At 65.0% G+C, this 15,770-nt stretch carries 16 protein-coding genes; 10 read left to right on the top strand and 6 right to left on the bottom strand.

What is annotated here, in order from left to right; translation table 11 throughout:
* Both IF803_RS31875 and IF803_RS31870 read right to left on the bottom strand, forming a co-directional pair.
* A complete protein-coding gene (locus tag IF803_RS31875; protein ID WP_028339609.1) occupies positions 1-1,116 on the bottom strand; it encodes a hypothetical protein in 1,116 nt (371 codons plus the stop codon).
* 50 nt (positions 1,117-1,166) lie between these two features.
* On the bottom strand, positions 1,167-2,390 hold the full coding sequence (locus IF803_RS31870; RefSeq protein WP_461194800.1) for an ABC transporter substrate-binding protein: 1,224 nt from the start codon (positions 2,388-2,390) through the stop codon (positions 1,167-1,169).
* Positions 2,391-2,593: 203 nt separating this feature from the next.
* Between IF803_RS31870 and IF803_RS31865 the strand changes: the two genes are divergently transcribed.
* The 10 genes from IF803_RS31865 to IF803_RS31820 all read left to right on the top strand — a co-directional run bounded on the left by IF803_RS31865 (position 2,594) and on the right by IF803_RS31820 (position 11,834).
* Positions 2,594-4,147 (top strand): acyl-CoA synthetase, encoded by a 1,554-nt coding sequence (locus IF803_RS31865; RefSeq protein ID WP_461194799.1) that lies wholly within the window; start codon positions 2,594-2,596, stop codon positions 4,145-4,147.
* A gap of 32 nt (positions 4,148-4,179) precedes the next feature.
* Positions 4,180-5,208, top strand: a complete 1,029-nt coding sequence (locus IF803_RS31860) for a phosphotransferase family protein (RefSeq protein WP_461194798.1) — start codon at positions 4,180-4,182, stop codon at positions 5,206-5,208.
* Positions 5,205-5,714, top strand: a complete 510-nt coding sequence (locus IF803_RS31855) for a hypothetical protein (protein WP_461194797.1) — start codon at positions 5,205-5,207, stop codon at positions 5,712-5,714. Before IF803_RS31860 ends, IF803_RS31855 begins: the two co-directional genes overlap by 4 nt.
* A gap of 188 nt (positions 5,715-5,902) precedes the next feature.
* The gene (locus IF803_RS31850) at positions 5,903-7,162 is read left to right on the top strand and encodes an aromatic ring-hydroxylating oxygenase subunit alpha (protein WP_461194796.1); all 1,260 of its coding nucleotides are present in this window, start codon (positions 5,903-5,905) and stop codon (positions 7,160-7,162) included.
* Positions 7,162-7,659 carry an aromatic-ring-hydroxylating dioxygenase subunit beta gene (locus tag IF803_RS31845; RefSeq protein ID WP_429028968.1) on the top strand — a complete coding sequence of 166 codons (498 nt, stop codon included), beginning with the start codon at positions 7,162-7,164 and terminating at the stop codon, positions 7,657-7,659. The genes IF803_RS31850 and IF803_RS31845 overlap by 1 nt, the downstream gene beginning before the upstream one ends.
* Positions 7,660-7,672: 13 nt before the next feature.
* A complete protein-coding gene (locus IF803_RS31840; RefSeq protein WP_028339602.1) occupies positions 7,673-8,467 on the top strand; it encodes an enoyl-CoA hydratase/isomerase family protein in 795 nt (264 codons plus the stop codon).
* 1 nt (position 8,468) lies between these two features.
* A complete protein-coding gene (locus IF803_RS31835) occupies positions 8,469-9,218 on the top strand; it encodes an SDR family NAD(P)-dependent oxidoreductase (RefSeq protein ID WP_461194795.1) in 750 nt (249 codons plus the stop codon).
* 1 nt (position 9,219) lies between these two features.
* Positions 9,220-10,155: an alpha/beta hydrolase gene (locus tag IF803_RS31830; RefSeq protein ID WP_461194793.1), complete on the top strand. Its 936-nt coding sequence runs from the start codon at positions 9,220-9,222 to the stop codon at positions 10,153-10,155.
* The gene (locus tag IF803_RS31825; protein WP_461194792.1) at positions 10,152-11,345 is read left to right on the top strand and encodes an acyl-CoA dehydrogenase family protein; all 1,194 of its coding nucleotides are present in this window, start codon (positions 10,152-10,154) and stop codon (positions 11,343-11,345) included. Before IF803_RS31830 ends, IF803_RS31825 begins: the two co-directional genes overlap by 4 nt.
* A 141-nt stretch (positions 11,346-11,486) precedes the next feature.
* Positions 11,487-11,834: a hypothetical protein gene (locus IF803_RS31820; protein ID WP_461194791.1), complete on the top strand. Its 348-nt coding sequence runs from the start codon at positions 11,487-11,489 to the stop codon at positions 11,832-11,834.
* A 124-nt stretch (positions 11,835-11,958) separates the two neighbouring features.
* On the opposite strand, the gene IF803_RS31815 is transcribed toward IF803_RS31820, so the two are convergent.
* From IF803_RS31815 to IF803_RS31800, 4 genes are all read right to left on the bottom strand, one after another.
* Positions 11,959-12,702 carry an NAD(P)H-dependent oxidoreductase gene (locus tag IF803_RS31815; RefSeq protein ID WP_461194789.1) on the bottom strand — a complete coding sequence of 248 codons (744 nt, stop codon included), beginning with the start codon at positions 12,700-12,702 and terminating at the stop codon, positions 11,959-11,961.
* Positions 12,703-12,897: 195 nt separating this feature from the next.
* Complete coding sequence (locus IF803_RS31810; RefSeq protein WP_461194788.1) at positions 12,898-14,058, bottom strand: ABC transporter substrate-binding protein; 1,161 nt, start codon at positions 14,056-14,058, stop codon at positions 12,898-12,900.
* A gap of 32 nt (positions 14,059-14,090) precedes the next feature.
* On the bottom strand, positions 14,091-15,137 hold the full coding sequence (locus IF803_RS31805) for a branched-chain amino acid ABC transporter permease (RefSeq protein WP_461194786.1): 1,047 nt from the start codon (positions 15,135-15,137) through the stop codon (positions 14,091-14,093).
* Positions 15,137-15,770, bottom strand: a 634-nt coding sequence (locus IF803_RS31800) for a branched-chain amino acid ABC transporter permease (protein WP_461194784.1), incomplete at its 5' end; no start/stop codon positions are given. The genes IF803_RS31800 and IF803_RS31805, both read right to left, overlap by 1 nt.

Genomic DNA, 15,770 nt, shown 5'->3' with positions numbered 1-15,770 from the left:
TCACATCGCCGGGAATTTCTGCGGGCCCGGATAGAGCGGATAGCCGGCGGCGACACCGTATTCGCTGATGCCAAATCCGGTCTCGTTGCCGCTCTCGAGCCGGACGACATGATCCGACAGCGTCCGTGCGATGGCGCGCGTCGCCGCATCGTCGAGGTTCCAGATGTCGTGCCCGGCATGGCTCTCGCCGCGGTCGTCGCCATGGGTCCAGCCTTGCAGGCCGCCATACATGCCGGCCTTCAGATAGAATCGCGTCGGCAGTCCATGCATCCTGACGCGGCGCGGCTCGCCGCGCTCGAACGCGAAGGTGAAGTCGGCCACAGCGATGGTCTGGCCGAGCGGATCGTCGGCCCATTCGATCGCGTGCTCGACCGAGGTGACTTCGCGATGCGACACCGATCCGTCGGTCTCGCGGCGGAACTCGGTGCCCGAGAGGTAATGCGGCTTACCCGGCGTGCGCTCCTTGATGAAGATCGACAGCGCCGACTGTTCGAACTGGAACATCGACCAGGTCCAGAAGAAATTGCGATGGGTCGCGACCGGCGGCCTGGTCTCGTCGGTGCGCATCTCGGAGCGCAGGCCCCAGGAGCGGTCGCGCTGCCCCCACCACAGCTCGGGCTCGATGTCGTAACGCTTGCCGTCGGCGACGATCCAGCCGCGCCAGCGGCCGAATTGCGAGACGCGCGCGAGGTCTTCCTCGACGACCCCGTTGCGCTCGCGAAAATTCTGCTTCTCCTGCGCCGCCGGAAAGCTCGCCTTGAATTCGAGCGCGAAGCTGATGCCGGACGGATTGTCGGCGAGCGAGATCCTATGCAGGCTGTTACCATCGACGATCTCGATCCTGAGCCCGCCGACTTCCGTCTCTAGCGGACGGGTCCCGAGCCGGCGCGAGGCACGGAAATTGTGCTGACGCCGGCCGATGGTGATGCCGGCAAAGCCGTCCATCACGTTACGGTTCGGGTAATAGCCGAGCCCGATGTCGATCAGCAGTTCGCTGCCGTCGATCGGATGCGCGGTGTACCAGTAGCGTTCGGTGAACCTGGCATCGCCGCCGCCTGCCTTGGCAAACGGCTGCGGCGTCTGGTGGCCGATGAGGTCGTCCTGGGCTGTCAGCATTGTTCTTGTCCTTGTGTTTGAGCCGGTTCGGTCGGATGGGTGGCGCGGGATCAGTCCTTGGCCGTGCCGGCGCCCACGATGTCGCCGAACAGCACCCAGGTCTTGCCGTCGAAGCGGGCGAAACGGCGCTCGGTGATCGCTGCGTAGTCCTGCGGCGTGGTCTGGATCGTGATGCCCGGGAGCAGCATCGGCAGCTCGATGCCGCTGAGGTTGGTGGCCTGCTTCAGCACGTTCTCGCGCGTGAGATTGTCGCCGCAGCGCTGCAGGATGATGGCGCCGAGCTGGGCCGTGGTGTAGCCGGTCACCGCGATCACGTCGTTCGGGTCCATCCCCGGCATATATTTCGCGGCGAAGGCGAGATAGTCGGTCATGCCCTGGTCATTGGCCCAGGCCGGATCGTTCGGTGTCTTGTAGGAGGTCGTGGTCAGGATACCGGTCGAGGCCTCGATGCCCGCCGGCACCAGCACGCCGGCGATCGAATTCGCGGTCGAGCCGAGGAAGATCAGCGGCTTCCAGCCGAGCTCGTGGATCTTGCGGATCGCCATCGAGGCGAATTTGTTTTGCGCGGCGATCAGGATGGTATCGGCGCCCGAGGCCTTCAGGTTCACGATCTGCGAGTCGATCGTGGGCTCTGTCGACTGATACATCGCCTCCTTGACGATCATCGTGTCGGCCCTGGCGCCGAGCCCTTCCTTCAGGCCAAGGACAAAGTCCTTGCCGATGTCGTCGGCCTGCAGCAGCACGCCGATCCTGGCATCCGGCTTCTCGCGCAGCACGTAGCGCGCGATGATCCGGGACTCGTTGACGTAGGTCGGCGAGTAGGGCGTCGTCCAGGGGAACTGCTTGGGATCGTTCCAGCGCGTGCCGCCGCTCTGCACCAGCAGATGCGGAACGCCATTGCTGTTGAGATATTTCTGGATCGCGGCGTTGGTCGGCGTGCCGAACGGCGCCATGATCGCGAGCACCTTGTCGTTCTCGACCAGCGCGCGCGTCACCTCGACGGTCTTGGGCGGGCTATAGGCGTCGTCACGGGTCAGGAAGTTGATGCGGCGGCCATTGATGCCGCCTTTCTCGTTCAGCATCGTGAAATAGGCGAGCATGGTCTTCGGGAAGCTCGCATAGATCGACGCCGGGCCGCTGTAGGGCGCATTGGCGCCGAGGATGATCTCGGTGTCGCTGACGCCGGGACCGTAGGCCTTCTGAGCATTCGCTGTTCCGAGCGCGCCGGTGAGCGCGAACGCCCACACCGCAAGCGTGACGATTGGCTTCCGCATCTTCCCCTCCCATGACGCCCTCTTTTGCGGGGCTGGTTGATCCCGGCGGCGGTGCCTACAGAGGCTTTACCCGTCGCGTCGGTTGTGCAATAATAGACCGTCTGTCCGGATTATCAACTGGAATCTCCGGGCGGCGTATCGGCTTCACGCGCGACGGAAACATCCGCGCGCGTGCGCGGCCGCATGGCGGTTGAGGAGGAAACATGAAGCTGACGCAGGCGCTGATCGCGGCGGTGCAATTGCGCAAGGACGCACCCGGCACCATCCATGCCGGACGGTCACGGAGTTGGAAGGAGATCGGCCGGCGCGTTGCCTGCGCCGCGGGCGGGTTGCGGCGGCTCGGCGTCGAGGCCGGCGACCGTGTCGCCATCCTCGCGCACAACAGCGACCTCTATATCGAGGCGCTCTATGCCATCGCCTGGGTGGGCGCGGTCGCGGTGCCGCTTAACACGCGCTGGGCAGTTGCCGAGAACGCCTATGCGATCGACGATTCCACGCCAAAGCTGCTGCTGGTCGACAAGACCTTCGCCGAAATCGCGTCGGCGCTGCGTGGTGCAAAATCGCTCACCGCGATGGTCTATCTGAACGAGGGACCGGTCCCCGACGGCATGCAGGGTTATGATGAGCTTGTTGCGAACGCGCCGATCGCGGATGCATCCGGCGCCTACAACGATCTCGCCGGTATCTTCTACACCGGCGGCACCACCGGATTTCCCAAGGGCGTGATGCTGTCGCACGCCAACATCATCTATGAATCGCTGGTCTGGATCTATGCGCTCCGTTTCCGCGAAGACACGCGGTATCTGCACTCGGCCGGCATGTTCCACCTGGCGGGCACCTCGCCGATGATCGCGCTGACCCTGGTCGGTGGCACGCACGTGACCATCGCGAAATTCGAGCCCGAGCTCGCGATGAAGACCATCGCCGAGCACAAGGTGGATTACTGCCTGTTCGTGCCGACCATGCTCAACATGATGCTTAATCATCCGTCCTTCGGCACGTATGATCTGAGCAGCGTGAGGGATTGCGAATATGGCGCGTCGCCGATGCCGGATGCGCTGCTGGTCAAGCTGATGCGCGTGCTGCCGAGCTGGCGTTTCCATCAGGGCTACGGCATGACCGAGAGCGCGGCGCTGGCGACAATCCTGCCTTGGGAGTACCACGCGCTGGAAGGGCCGCTGGCGGGCAAGCGCAAATCGGCGGGACGGGCGGCGCCCGGCGTCGAAATCCGCATCATCGATCCCGCAGGCAACGAAGTACCGCGCGGCACCGTCGGCGAGATCGCGATCCGCGGCGCCGGCGTGATGCTCGGATACTGGCGCAAGCCAGAGGAAAGCGCGCGCGTGCTGCGCAACGGATGGCTGCACACCGGCGACGGCGCCTGGATGGACGAGGACGGGTTTGTCTATATCGTCGACCGACTGAAGGACATGATCGTCTCGGGCGGCGAGAACGTCTATTCCGGCGAGGTGGAGAACGCCATCTTCCAGCACGAGCACGTCAAGGAATGCGCCGTTATCGCGGTGCCCGATCCGCAATGGGGCGAGGCGGTACATGCGATCGTCGTGCCGAAGGACGGCAGGAGTCTCGATTCTGAAATGGTGATCGCGCACTGCCGCACCTTGATCGCCGGTTACAAGTGCCCGCGTTCCGTCGATATCCGCCTCGAGCCATTGCCGCTGACCGGCTCCGGCAAGATCATGAAGTCGGCGCTGCGCGAGGAGAAGTGGCAAGGCTATACGAGGTCGGTCAATTGATGCCGGAGGCTGCGAAACGATCCGATCAAGATGTGCCGGAGCCCGTTCGCCCGGTCGTGGTCAATGACGACGCGGTGCGGCCAGCACTCGCGCGGCATCTGTCGCGGATATCCGGGAGCCGGACGGAGATTGTCGGCTTCGGCCGCAAATCATCGGGTTTCTCCTGGATCACCTATGCGTTCGTGGCCCGCACTGCGGCTGAAGGCGACCGCAAACTGATCCTGCGCGTCGGTCCACCGAGCGGGCTGTTTGCGCCTTACTCGGTGCTGCCCCAGGTTTGTGCGCTGCAGTCGCTGGCCGGCAGCGGCGTACCGGTGCCGGCGTTGGTGTCATCAGAACAGGATGGCGCCGAGGTCGGCTTTCCTTTCTTCATCTGCGCGCATGTCGAGGGTGATGTTCCTGCGCCCTGGGCGGCGAGCGGGCTTGATGTCGACCACAAGCGCGAAATCGCCCGGCAATTCGTCGAGATCCTCGCCGCGCTGCACCGGATCGACCCAGGCGCGACCCCATTTGCTTCGCTGCAGCTGGGCGGGGAACGCGCCGAGCTGCGTGCGATCGCCGGCTGGCGCGCCTCTCTCGCGCGTCCCACTGCGCGCTATTATCCGCTGCTTGATTGGGGCGGGCGCTGGCTGCGCGACAATTGTCCGCAGCCGCCGCGCCGTACCATTGTGCATGGCGACTATCGGATCGGAAACTTCATCGAGCACCAGGGGCGGATCGCCGCCATTCTGGATTGGGAGCTGACTCATCTCGGCGATCCCCACGAGGATCTGGCCTGGGCGATGATGCCGACCTTCAACGCCAGGAGCCGCAAGCTCTATGGCGTGCTCGAGCGCGCGGAGGTGATCGATCTCTATCAGAGTGCCTCCGGCATTGCCGTCTCGGACAAGAGTCTCGCCTTTTATGAGGCCTATGCGCTGTATCAGGCGGCCGCGATCCAGATGTGCGCGGTGCGCGCCTTCGAGGTCGATCGTTTCAACGACATGCGGCTTGCGGTGATGGCAAGCCAGATGCCCTCGATCGTGCGGGCCTTCGAGCGCGCATTGGAGGCCGCGGCATGAGTGCATCCTTCGAGCGGTTGATCGACGGCATCATCGATGCGCTGCAAAGCCATGTCGTGCCGAACAGCAGCGATGATTTCGTCCGCGGTCAGGTGTTCTCCGCGATCTACGCGCTAAACAGCATGAAGCTCGCCGCCGACTGGAAGACCGCGCCGCTGCTCGAGCAGGTGCGCCTGCAGGACGATGCATTCGTGGCAGTCAAGCGATTGGCTGACGGCATGCCGCATCCGGAGATTCCAGCGACGCCCCGCGTCCGGGGCGACATGTCCGACGCTGCCGCGATCGAGGCGCTGCGCGACGATGGCGACCGCCGGCTCGGCCAGCTTCTGCTCTGGGCGACCGGCGAGGGCGCGCGTGTGGCCAATCGCAATGCCGCGACCGAGATCGAACGCCTGCTGCGGCGGGCGACCTGCGACCAGCTGAAGATCGAGCTCGCGACAACGCCGAAGTCGATGCTGCAGCAGATCGCAGGCGGCGAACGCGACGGTGGCGCGGCGCAGGACTGAGTCCGTCGCATCGTCGGCTACCCGGAATTGCATCTTTGCGCAGTGTTCCGGGAATCATTGGTGGCGCCGGGAAAGAAGCTTGCCGGCCCGCGGTGCCCGTGCTATTAATTCACCGAACGGTCGTTCGGATTATTATTGACCGTCGACGAAAACGTCGGCGGCAGGCGATCGGTGAGGGAGACGGAACGATGAACATGATGACCGGCGCCTCGCCATGGGAACGGTTGATCCGGCCCGACCGGGTGCACGGATCGCTTTATACCGATCCCGAGATCTTCGAGGCCGAGCTGAAGAACATCTGGTACCGGACCTGGGTCTATGTCGGGCACGAGAGCGAGGTGCCGAACGCCAACGACTACGTCGTCAAGTCGATCGGCCCGCAATCCGTGATCATGACGCGCGACGAGCAGGGCAAGGTCAATCTGCTGCTCAATCGCTGCTCGCATCGCGGCAACCAGGTCTGCTCCTATGAGCGCGGCAATGCGCGCTCATTCACCTGTCCGTTCCATTCCTGGACCTTCGCCAATGACGGCCGCCTGGTCGGCTATGCCTTCCCGGACGGATATGAAGGGCAGGACAAGTCGCAGCTCGCGCTCGGTCGGGTGACGCGCGTCGCCTCCTATCGCGGCTTCGTGTTCGGCTCGTTCGCAGCCGACGGCCCGACGCTGAAGGAGCATCTCGGCGGCGCGGCCGAGACCATCGATCGCCTGGTGCGCACCTCGCCGGAGGGCGAGGTCGAGATCACGGCGGGCTTTCTCAAGCATCGCGTCAAGGCGAACTGGAAGTTCATCCTGGAGAACGAGTGCGACGGCTATCACCCGGCGTTCGTGCACACCTCGATCTTCGGCGTCGCCGACAGCATGATCGGCAAGCTCTATGGCGGCGCCTCGACCGCGCTGACGCGCGACTACGGCAACGGCCATACCGAGATCGACCTGCGGCCGGAGTTTCGCAAGCGCGATGCGCCGATGAGCTGGTTCGGCACCAGCGAGGAACGGCTGCCGGACTACACGGCGCGCATGAAGGCCGCCCATGGCGACACCGCGGCGCGTGAGATCATGATCGACGGCACGCCGCATGTGATGATCTTCCCGAACCTGTTCATCGCCGAGATCCAGATGTTCGTGATCCAGCCGCTCGGCGTCGACGACAGCGTGCAGCACGTCACCGCGTTGCAGTTCAAGGGCGCGCCCGATCTGAACCGTAGGCTGCGCCAGCAGACCATGGGCTCGGTCGGCCCGGCCGGCTTCCTGCTGGCGGACGATTCCGAAATGTACGAGCGCTGCCATCGCGGCGTGCTGGCGCGCAATCCGGAATGGATCTTCCTCGGCCGCGGCGAGAAGCGCCAGCGGCAGGACGAGCTCGGCTTCACGGTCGGGCACGTCACCGATGAGGTGCCGTCGCGCGGCATCTGGACCCATTATCGCAAGCTGATGGAGCCGAACTGATGCTGTCGCGCGAGAGCAGCGCCACGTTGATGAGTGCCATCACCGCCTTCCTCTATCGCGAGGCGCGGTTGCAGGACGAGCATCAATACGAGGCCTGGGAAAAGCTCTGGACCGACGACGGTGTCTATTGGGTGCCGGCCAACGGCGCCGACATCGATCCGGAACGGCAGATGTCGATCATCTACGACAACCGCTCGCGGATCGCGCTGCGGGTCCGGCAGCTGATGACCGGCAAGCACTTCACCCAGACGCCGCAGTCGAACCTGCGCCGGCTGATCTCCAACATCGAATTGATGGACGAGCAGCCTGACGACGGCGACATGGCGGTCGCCAGCAACAGTCTCATTTTCGAGTCGAGCCTGCGCGACGACACGCTGTGGGCGGCGCGCAATGAATACCGGCTGCGCCATGTCGATGGCGAATTGCGGATGGCCGCCAAGAAGGTCATCCTCGTCAACAACGACAAGGCGATCTACACGCTGTCATTCCTGGTCTAGGAAAGGTCTCGCCATGATCGACAAGGGCCCCGTCCTGCTCGACATCACCGACGGCATCGCGCGGCTGCGGCTCAACCGCCCTGATGCGGCCAACGGCATGAGCGCCGAGCTGCTCCGCGCCCTGTGCGACGCCATCATGGTCTGTCATGGTCATCCGGATCTGCGCGTCGTGCTGCTGAGCGGCGAGGGTACGAATTTCTGCGCCGGCGGCGATGTCCGCGCCTTTGCCTCCAAGGGCGAGAAGTTGCCGGACTATATCCGGCAGGCCACCGCCTATCTGCAGAATGCGGTGACTGGGCTGCTGCGGCTGGAGGCGCCGGTCATATCATCGGTGCAGGGCTTTGCGGCCGGCGGCGGCGGCTTCGGTCTGGTCTGCGCCTCCGACATCGTGATCGCGGCGGAATCGGCAAAATTCCTCGCCGGTGCGACGCGGGTGGCGATGGCGCCGGATGCCGGCGTCTCCGTCACGCTGTCGCGGCTGGTCGGCCTGCGGCGGGCGATGTCGATCCTGCTGACCAATCCGGTAATCCCGGCGGCCGAAGCGTTGCAGATGGGCATCGTCACCAAGGTCGTGCCCGATGCCGAGCTTGCCGAGGCATCGCTCGCGCTGGCGCGCGAGCTTGCGGCCGGCGCGCCAAAGGCGCTGGCGGCGACCAAGCGTCTGGTCTGGGCCGGCACCGGGACCAGCATCGAGCAGTGCCTGTCGGAAGAGGCGCGCACTGTCGCCGAACTCTCGGGGATGGCCGATGCACGCGAAGGACTCGCCGCGGTGATCGAGCGGCGCCAGCCTGTATTCACGGGGCGCTGAGGTGGCGACCTTGCCATTCGGACGTCTCGATGGCCGCCGCGCCTTCGTTTCCGGCGGCGCGCGGGGCATCGGCGCCGCGATTGTTCGCAGTTTTGCCGGCGCAGGCGCCAGGGTCGTGATCGCCGATCTCGACGTCGCCGCGGCCTCGGAGCTGGCGCGCGAGACGGGTGCAGCGGTCGCAGGTCTCGACGTCAGCGATGCCACGGCCGTGCAAGCCGTGATGGCGCAGGATGGCCCATTCGACATTGTCGTCAACAATGCCGGCGTCGATCAGCACGCTTTCTTCACCGATACCACGGCGGAGGATTGGGCGCGGCTGATCGCGGTCAATCTCACCTCGGTCTTGGCTTGCACCCACGCCGCGCTGCCGGCGATGCAGGCGGCGCGCTTTGGCCGCATCATCAACGTCACCTCGGAAGCGGCGCGGCTCGGCTCAAAAGGCGGTGCGGTCTACTCCGCGGCCAAGGGCGGCGTGATCTCGTTCACCCGGAGCATCGCGCGGGAAAATGCACGCTATGGCATTACCGCGAACGCGATCGCGCCGGGACCGATACGCACGCCGATGCTGGAGCAGGCGGTGGCAAAAGGCGGCGACAGGATCCTGCAGGCAATGACCGGTGCAACGCTGCTCGGCCGCCTCGGCGAGCCGGAGGAGGTCGCGGCTGCCGCGCTGTTCCTGGCTTCCGACCAGGCCGCCTATATCACCGGCGAGACGCTCGGCGTTTCCGGCGGCATGGGCATCGGCGGCTGAAATGGGCAGCGCGGACGACGATATCGCAATCACGCCGGTCGATCGCGCGATCGAGCGTTTGCGCGCGATCTATCGCGGCTGGACCCGTGATACGACCGTGGCGCAGATGCGCAGCGATTGGGACTTGGCTTTTGCCGGCTGCTCGGTGCCGGTGGCGCGCGAGCCCGTTTCCGCCGGCGGGGTCGACGGCGAATGGCTCGTGCCGTCGGATGCTCCGCGCAACAAAGCGGTCCTCTATTTTCACGGCGGCGGCTTCCGCATCGGCTCGATCGCCTCGCATCGCGACCTGGCCGCGCGGATCGCGGATGCATCCGGCTGCCAAGTGCTTTCGATCAACTATCGCCTGGCGCCGGAGCACCGGTTTCCGGCGGCGCTCGAGGATGCGCTGATTGCCTATCAGTATCTGCGCGACCAGGGGCTGGATCCGGCGGATATCGCCTTCGCCGGGGATTCGGCCGGCGGCAATGTTGTGCTGTGCACGATGCTGGCGGCGCGCGATCGCGGCCTGCCGCTGCCCGCCGCCGGCGCGCTGATGTCACCCTGGACCGATCTCACCGCGAGCGGCGCGAGCTATCAGAGCCGGGCCGAGGCCGATCCGATCCACCAGCGCGCGATGATCCTGGCGCTGGCGAAGAACTATCTCGGCAAAGACGGCGATGTCAGCGATCCCTTCGCCTCGCCGCTTTTTGCCGATCTCACCGGTCTGCCGCCGCTGCTGGTGCAGGTCGGCGACCGTGAGACCGTGCGCGACGATGCGACGAAACTGGCCGCACGGGCGAAGGCTGCCGGAGTCGACGTCGCGCTGCAGGTGTGGGACGGCATGATCCACGTCTTCCAGATGTTCCCGGAGATTCCGCAGGCGCGAGAGGCGATCGCATCGCTGGCAGCTTTTTTGCGCAACCATCTTCACATAGGCCATGAGAGAGCGCCACAATGAACGTCATGACGTCGGATCCGCGCCAGCTCACTGAGACCGAGTTCCACTTTTCGGAGCAGCCCAATCTGCCCGAGGAGCTGCGCATGCTGCGCGAGCAGGTGCGCCGCTTTGTCGAGAAGGAAGTGGTGCCGCATGCCGAGGCGTGGGAGCGCGACGGCAAGATCCCGCGCGAGATCTATCGCCGCATGGGCGCGCTCGGCTTCCTCGGCATGCGCCATGCGGCCGAATATGGCGGCACCGACATGGGGCCGCTGGCCTCGATGGTGTTCGCCGAGGAGCTGGGGCGCTCCAGCTTCGGCGGCTTCACCTCGTCGATCCTCGTGCATACCGACATGTCGGCGGTGCACATCTCCTTGCGCGGCACGCCGGAACAGAAGCAGAAATATTTGCCGGCGATCATCCGCGGCGAGACGGTCTGCTCGATCGCGGTGACCGAGCCCGATGCGGGCTCCGACGTTGCAGGCCTGAAGACGCGGGCGCGGCGCGACGGCGATTTTTGGGTGATCAACGGCGCAAAGATGTTCATCACCAACGCGGTCTATGGCGACATCCTGATCGTCGCCGCGCGGACCGATCCGCATGCCAAGGGCAGCCGCGGCATCTCGCTGTTCATCGTCGAGCGCAACACGCCGGGCATTTCGGCAACCAAACTCGACAAGCATGGCTGGCTCTGCTCGGACACCGCCGAACTCGCGTTCCAGGACGTGCGCGTGCCGGCGGAGAACCTGCTCGGCGAGGAGAACAAGGGCTTCTATGGCATCATGGAGACCTTCCAGAACGAGCGCATCTGCATCGGCGGCATCTGCGCGGGGGAATCCGCCAAGGCGATCGAGCTGACGACGAATTATGTGAAGACGCGGCAGGCGTTCGGCGGCCCGCTCTGGAACCAGCAGGGCGTGCGGCTGAAGCTCGCCCAGCTTGCCGCGAAGGCGGCGGCGGCGCGGGCGCTGGCCTATCAGGCCGCCGAGCTCGCGGCGGCCGGACAGGATTGCCTGCGTGAGGTCTCGATGGTGAAGGCGCTGTCGCCCGAGGTGCTGCATGAGGTCGTGCATGGCTGTCTGCAATTGCACGGCGGCTCAGGCTTCATGCGCGGCACCCCGATCGAGCGCATGGTGCGCGACGCCCGCGTGCTGACGATCGGCGGCGGTGCCACCGAGGTGATGCTGGAAGAAGTGGCGAAGCGGATGTGAACGCCTCGCCTGGAGCGGAAGCTGTCGGCGCAGCCTTGTCCGCTCTTGCGATCGGTATCCTAGAGAGTGCGCGCGTGCGCAACCGGGCTTGAATTCTTGTGATCTCCGGCTATGTGATTGCGGCAGGGACTGGAGACGGCAATGACATGCAGCCGGATACGGCCAGCGCGCGTCGACGAAGCCGAGGAACTGACCCAGATCGCGGTGCGCGCGACGATGCGCAGTGGTTATGACGACGCGGCCGTCGCTCGGTTCATGCCGGGACTGAAGGTCAATCCTGCGCTGATCGCGGCCGGACTGGTCTTTGTGGCCGAGGACGAGCAGGGCAGTCAGCGAGGCTACACGGCCTTGAGACCTACGGGCATGGGCGGCCTCATTCTGCTCGAAGGCATTTTTGTCGATCCGACATGCGCGCGGAGCGGCTTGGTACGCGGCTTTTCGAGACCGCAGTACAACTGTCGAGAAAGATGGCAGGAAGTGTCATCCTGATTTATTCGAGCCCACGCGCAGTGGAATTCTACGACCGTCTCGGCGCCATCAAGATCGGCATGACGCCCTTCGTATTTTCGCCCGAGATTCAATTGTCCATGTTCGCGTTTACGATACCTGCCTCTTAGCCTGAAGGCCGGACCTGGCCGACCGTTTGCGATATGATCCCCGGCTTCAGCCGCCAATCCTCGCCGAAATCCGCGAGCGGATGGAAGAATAGCGGCTCGGTGGTCTCGAGCTGCCGCAGCCGCTCGGCGTAGTCGTCGAGATAGCGGTGCCGTGTGGCCTCGTCGACGAAATTCACCGAATACGACACAAACGGCGGCAGCACCCTGCAGCCGGCATAGGCCAGCATGCCGTTCTGGATCGGCCACAGCACCACATCGAGCGCGCCGACCAGCCCGTCGGGTGCGCACATGCCGGGATAGGCGGCGGTCGAGGTCACGACCATAGCGCGGCGGCCGTTGAGGCCGCCGGTGTCGTAGCGGCGGCCGCTGCCGTAAATTGCACCGTTGACGAACACGCGGTCGATCCAGCCTTTCATGATGGCGGGGACGGAGAACCACCACAGCGGAAACTGCAGGATCAAGAGGTCGCACCACAGCAGCTTCTCGATCTCGGCGGCGATATCGCCGCTGAGCGCCCCGTGCTGCAGATTGTATTTCTGCTCGCGGTCATATTGCAGGCGGTCGGGAAACCGCCGCGCGCCAAAGTCTTCGGCGGTCGCCACCGGGTTGAACCGCATGGCGTAGAGATCGGAGATCCTGACCGTATGCCCGAGCGCGGTCAGTTCCGCCACCGACCGCGCCAGCAGTGCAGCGTTGAACGACTGCGCCTCCTGATGGGCAAAGACGATCAGGACCTTCATCTTCTCACCGATTTGAAGCTCGACGTTGCCGCGACGGCGCTCTGCTCCCTCTCCCGCTTGCGGGGGAGGGCGGGGGTGGGGGTATCGCCACAAAGGACACTCTTTGTGTGGAGAGAGCCCCCACCCATATCGCATCTTCGATGCGTTCCACCTCCCCCGCGAGCGGGAGAGGTGGAACGAGTTTGCGGAAGCTGCTCACTGCACCGGCTTGAAGCTGAGCGTCGCGGCGTCGGCCTGCATGATCTGCAGCTTCTGGTTGGAGAAGCGCACGCCGGGGCCGAAGCTGATCGGCGCCATCACGCCGGTCTCGACGTTCCTGGTCTTCTCCAGCTCCGAGATGGTGCAGGCCCAGGTCGGCTGCTTACCGCAGCGCTCGATCGCCGCGATCAAGACCTTCGCGGCGGCATAGCCGGTCATGGTGTAGCGGTTGATGCCCTTGAACTCGGCCTCCGACACCAGCGGCTTGGCCTTCTCCAGGAACGCCTTGCCCGCCTCGCCGGCAAACGGCTCGACATAGTCGACCGCGTAGATGCCGTCGCCGGCCGGACCCATCAGCTTCAGCACCGGCTCGATGCGGCCGGGCCAGAAGATGCCGGTCACCGGCTTGATGTTCAATTTCTCGAGCTCCTTTGTCATCGCGATGTTCTCGGCGATGATACCGCCGGCCAGGAACACCTCGGCGCCGGAATCCTTCAGCTGCAGCATGTCGGACGAGAAGTCCTGCTGGCCCTTCTTGTAGTTGCCGCTGTAGACGACGTTCAGCTTCTTGGCCTTGACCACGGAATCGAAGCCGTCGCGCACGGTGATGCCGTAATCGTCGTCCTGGGTGATCAGGCCCCATTTCTTGCCGGGGTTCTTGTCGGCGAGGAAGTTGACGAGGTGGATGATGCCTTCCTCGTAGGATTGGCCGACCACGAACACGTTCTTGCGCGGCGGCTCCCACAGGAATTTGACCGGCGCGACGTCGATCACGGTCGGGATACCGGACTTCTCCAGCACCGGCATCACCGCGATCGACTGGCCCGAGCCGGAGATGCCGAGCACCGCAAAGACCTTGTCGACGTCGATCACCTTCTTGACGCCCTGGATGGTGCGCGCGGTGACGTAGCCGTCGTCCTCCAGCACATATTTGATCTTGCGGCCGTTGATGCCGCCGGCGGCATTGGCTTCGGCGATCGCGATCTTGTGGCCAATCGAGGCCGCGACACCGAGCAGCGCCGGCGGGCCGGTCAGCGGCTCGACGTCGCCGATCAGGATCTCGCTGTCGGTGATCCCGGGATCGGCGGCAGCAGCGGGCCCGACCGCAAGGCAGGCCGTGGAAAGCAGCAGCGAGACCACTGCCAGGTTTTTGATCATTGTCTCCTCCCCATGGTGTTGCGTCTTTTTTGTTAGTAGCGCAGCGGCCAGTGCACCCAGGCCCGCCTGATGTCGTGCCAGGCGCCGACCAGCCCCCTCGGCTGGAAGCGCAGGAACAGGATGATGACGAGGCCGTAGAGCATGCTCTTCAGCTCCTGCGCGCCGGTCGTGAAGGTCGCGTCCATCTGTGCGCTGAACACGCTGAAGACGATCCGTGTCGCCTCCGGCAGCAGCACGATCAGGATGGTGCCGAGCACCGCGCCGAGCGCCGAGCCGAGCCCACCGACGATCAGGATCGCCAGCGCCTCGATCGAGAGCAGGAACGGAAAGCCCTCGACGCTGACGAAGGAGAGGTAGATGCCGTACAGCGCGCCGGCGATGCCGGTGATGAACGCCGAGGTAATGAAGGCGAACAGCTTGTAGGCATGCAGGTTGATGCCCATGACGCGGGCCGCGGTGTCGTTGTCCCTGATCGCGACGAAGGCGCGGCCGACCCGGCTGCGGCGGATGTTGAGGGTGGCGAACAGCGTCAGCCCCGCGATGCCGAGGCAGAGATAGGTGAAGGCGGCATCGCTGTCGAAGCTGATGCCGAAGATCTCGGGCCGCTGCACCTGAATGCCGCGCGCGCCATTGGTGAGCCAACGCATCTCCAGGATTACGGTGTTGATGATGAAGGAGAAGGCGAGCGTGGTGATTGCGAGGTAAAGTCCCTTGAGCCGCAGCGACGGCGCGCCGACGATCAGGCTCGCCAGCGCCGGCACCACGCCGGCGCCGAGGAAACCGACCAGCGGCGGCATGTGGTATTTCGAGACCAGCACCGCATAGGCATAGGCGCCGGTGACGAGGAAACCGACATGGCCGAGCGAGATCAGACCAGTGTAGCCGGTCAGGATGTTGAGCCCGAGCGCGCCGGTGACCGTGATCAGGATGATCATCAGGAACGACAGCGCGTAGGAGTTCAGAACATAAGGCGCTGCGAGCAGCGCCAGCAGCAGCACGGCCGACCATAGCCACACCGGCGGGGAATCGATCAGCGCAACCAGTTCGCCGTAGCCCTGCTTGTAATCGCCGGTGCGCATCACACCCTCTCGATGTCGCGTTCGCCGAAGATGCCGAACGGGCGGATCATCAGCACGATGATGATCATGGCAAAGCCCGCGACCTCCTTCATGCCGGAGCCGATATAGCGGCCGGCCAGGTTTTCGGTGATCCCGATCAGCAGGCCGCCGAGGCCGGAGCCGAGCACGGCGTCGAGGCCGCCCAGGATGGTGGCCGGAAACGCCTTCAGCCCGAGCTGAAACATCGCCGGCGATAGATCATAAGACAGCGCGAAGAACACGCCGCCGATGCCGGCGATCACGGAGGAGGCGGCCCAGGCCAGCGCATGAACTCTTGTTGCGCTGATGCCCATCAGCAGCGCGGTGCGGTCGTCGGCTGCGACCGCCCGCATCGCGACCCCGACCTTGCTGTAGCGGAAGAACGCCCAGATCGCGGCAAGCAGCAGAAGCAGCGTCGCGATCACGGCAATCTGCCCGGTGCGCACGCCGATGCCGCCGAGATGCACGATGCCGCGGCCCATGCCGATATCGAGGCCGTGCGGGTAGGCGTCCCAGATGAAGTTGATGGCGGAGCGCAGGATCACGGCGAGCCCGATCGTCACCATCACGGTCGCGAATACCGGCTCGCCCAGCATCGGCCGCATCACGAGCCGC

It is taken from the genome of Bradyrhizobium sp. UFLA06-06, from assembly GCF_054820065.1.
The sequence above is the reverse complement of the archived record's forward strand: the minus strand, read 5'-3'. Positions and strand labels throughout refer to the sequence as shown.

Coding starts and splice junctions, on each gene's coding strand:
- IF803_RS31875 (WP_028339609.1), bottom strand. CDS start 1,116: ATGCTGACAGCCCAGGACGACCTCATCGGCCACCAGACGCCGCAGCCG.
- IF803_RS31870 (WP_461194800.1), bottom strand. CDS start 2,390: ATGCGGAAGCCAATCGTCACGCTTGCGGTGTGGGCGTTCGCGCTCACC.
- IF803_RS31865 (WP_461194799.1), top strand. CDS start 2,594: ATGAAGCTGACGCAGGCGCTGATCGCGGCGGTGCAATTGCGCAAGGAC.
- IF803_RS31855 (WP_461194797.1), top strand. CDS start 5,205: ATGAGTGCATCCTTCGAGCGGTTGATCGACGGCATCATCGATGCGCTG.
- IF803_RS31850 (WP_461194796.1), top strand. CDS start 5,903: ATGAACATGATGACCGGCGCCTCGCCATGGGAACGGTTGATCCGGCCC.
- IF803_RS31845 (WP_429028968.1), top strand. CDS start 7,162: ATGCTGTCGCGCGAGAGCAGCGCCACGTTGATGAGTGCCATCACCGCC.
- IF803_RS31840 (WP_028339602.1), top strand. CDS start 7,673: ATGATCGACAAGGGCCCCGTCCTGCTCGACATCACCGACGGCATCGCG.
- IF803_RS31830 (WP_461194793.1), top strand. CDS start 9,220: ATGGGCAGCGCGGACGACGATATCGCAATCACGCCGGTCGATCGCGCG.
- IF803_RS31825 (WP_461194792.1), top strand. CDS start 10,152: ATGAACGTCATGACGTCGGATCCGCGCCAGCTCACTGAGACCGAGTTC.
- IF803_RS31820 (WP_461194791.1), top strand. CDS start 11,487: ATGACATGCAGCCGGATACGGCCAGCGCGCGTCGACGAAGCCGAGGAA.
- IF803_RS31815 (WP_461194789.1), bottom strand. CDS start 12,702: ATGAAGGTCCTGATCGTCTTTGCCCATCAGGAGGCGCAGTCGTTCAAC.
- IF803_RS31810 (WP_461194788.1), bottom strand. CDS start 14,058: ATGATCAAAAACCTGGCAGTGGTCTCGCTGCTGCTTTCCACGGCCTGC.
- IF803_RS31805 (WP_461194786.1), bottom strand. CDS start 15,137: ATGCGCACCGGCGATTACAAGCAGGGCTACGGCGAACTGGTTGCGCTG.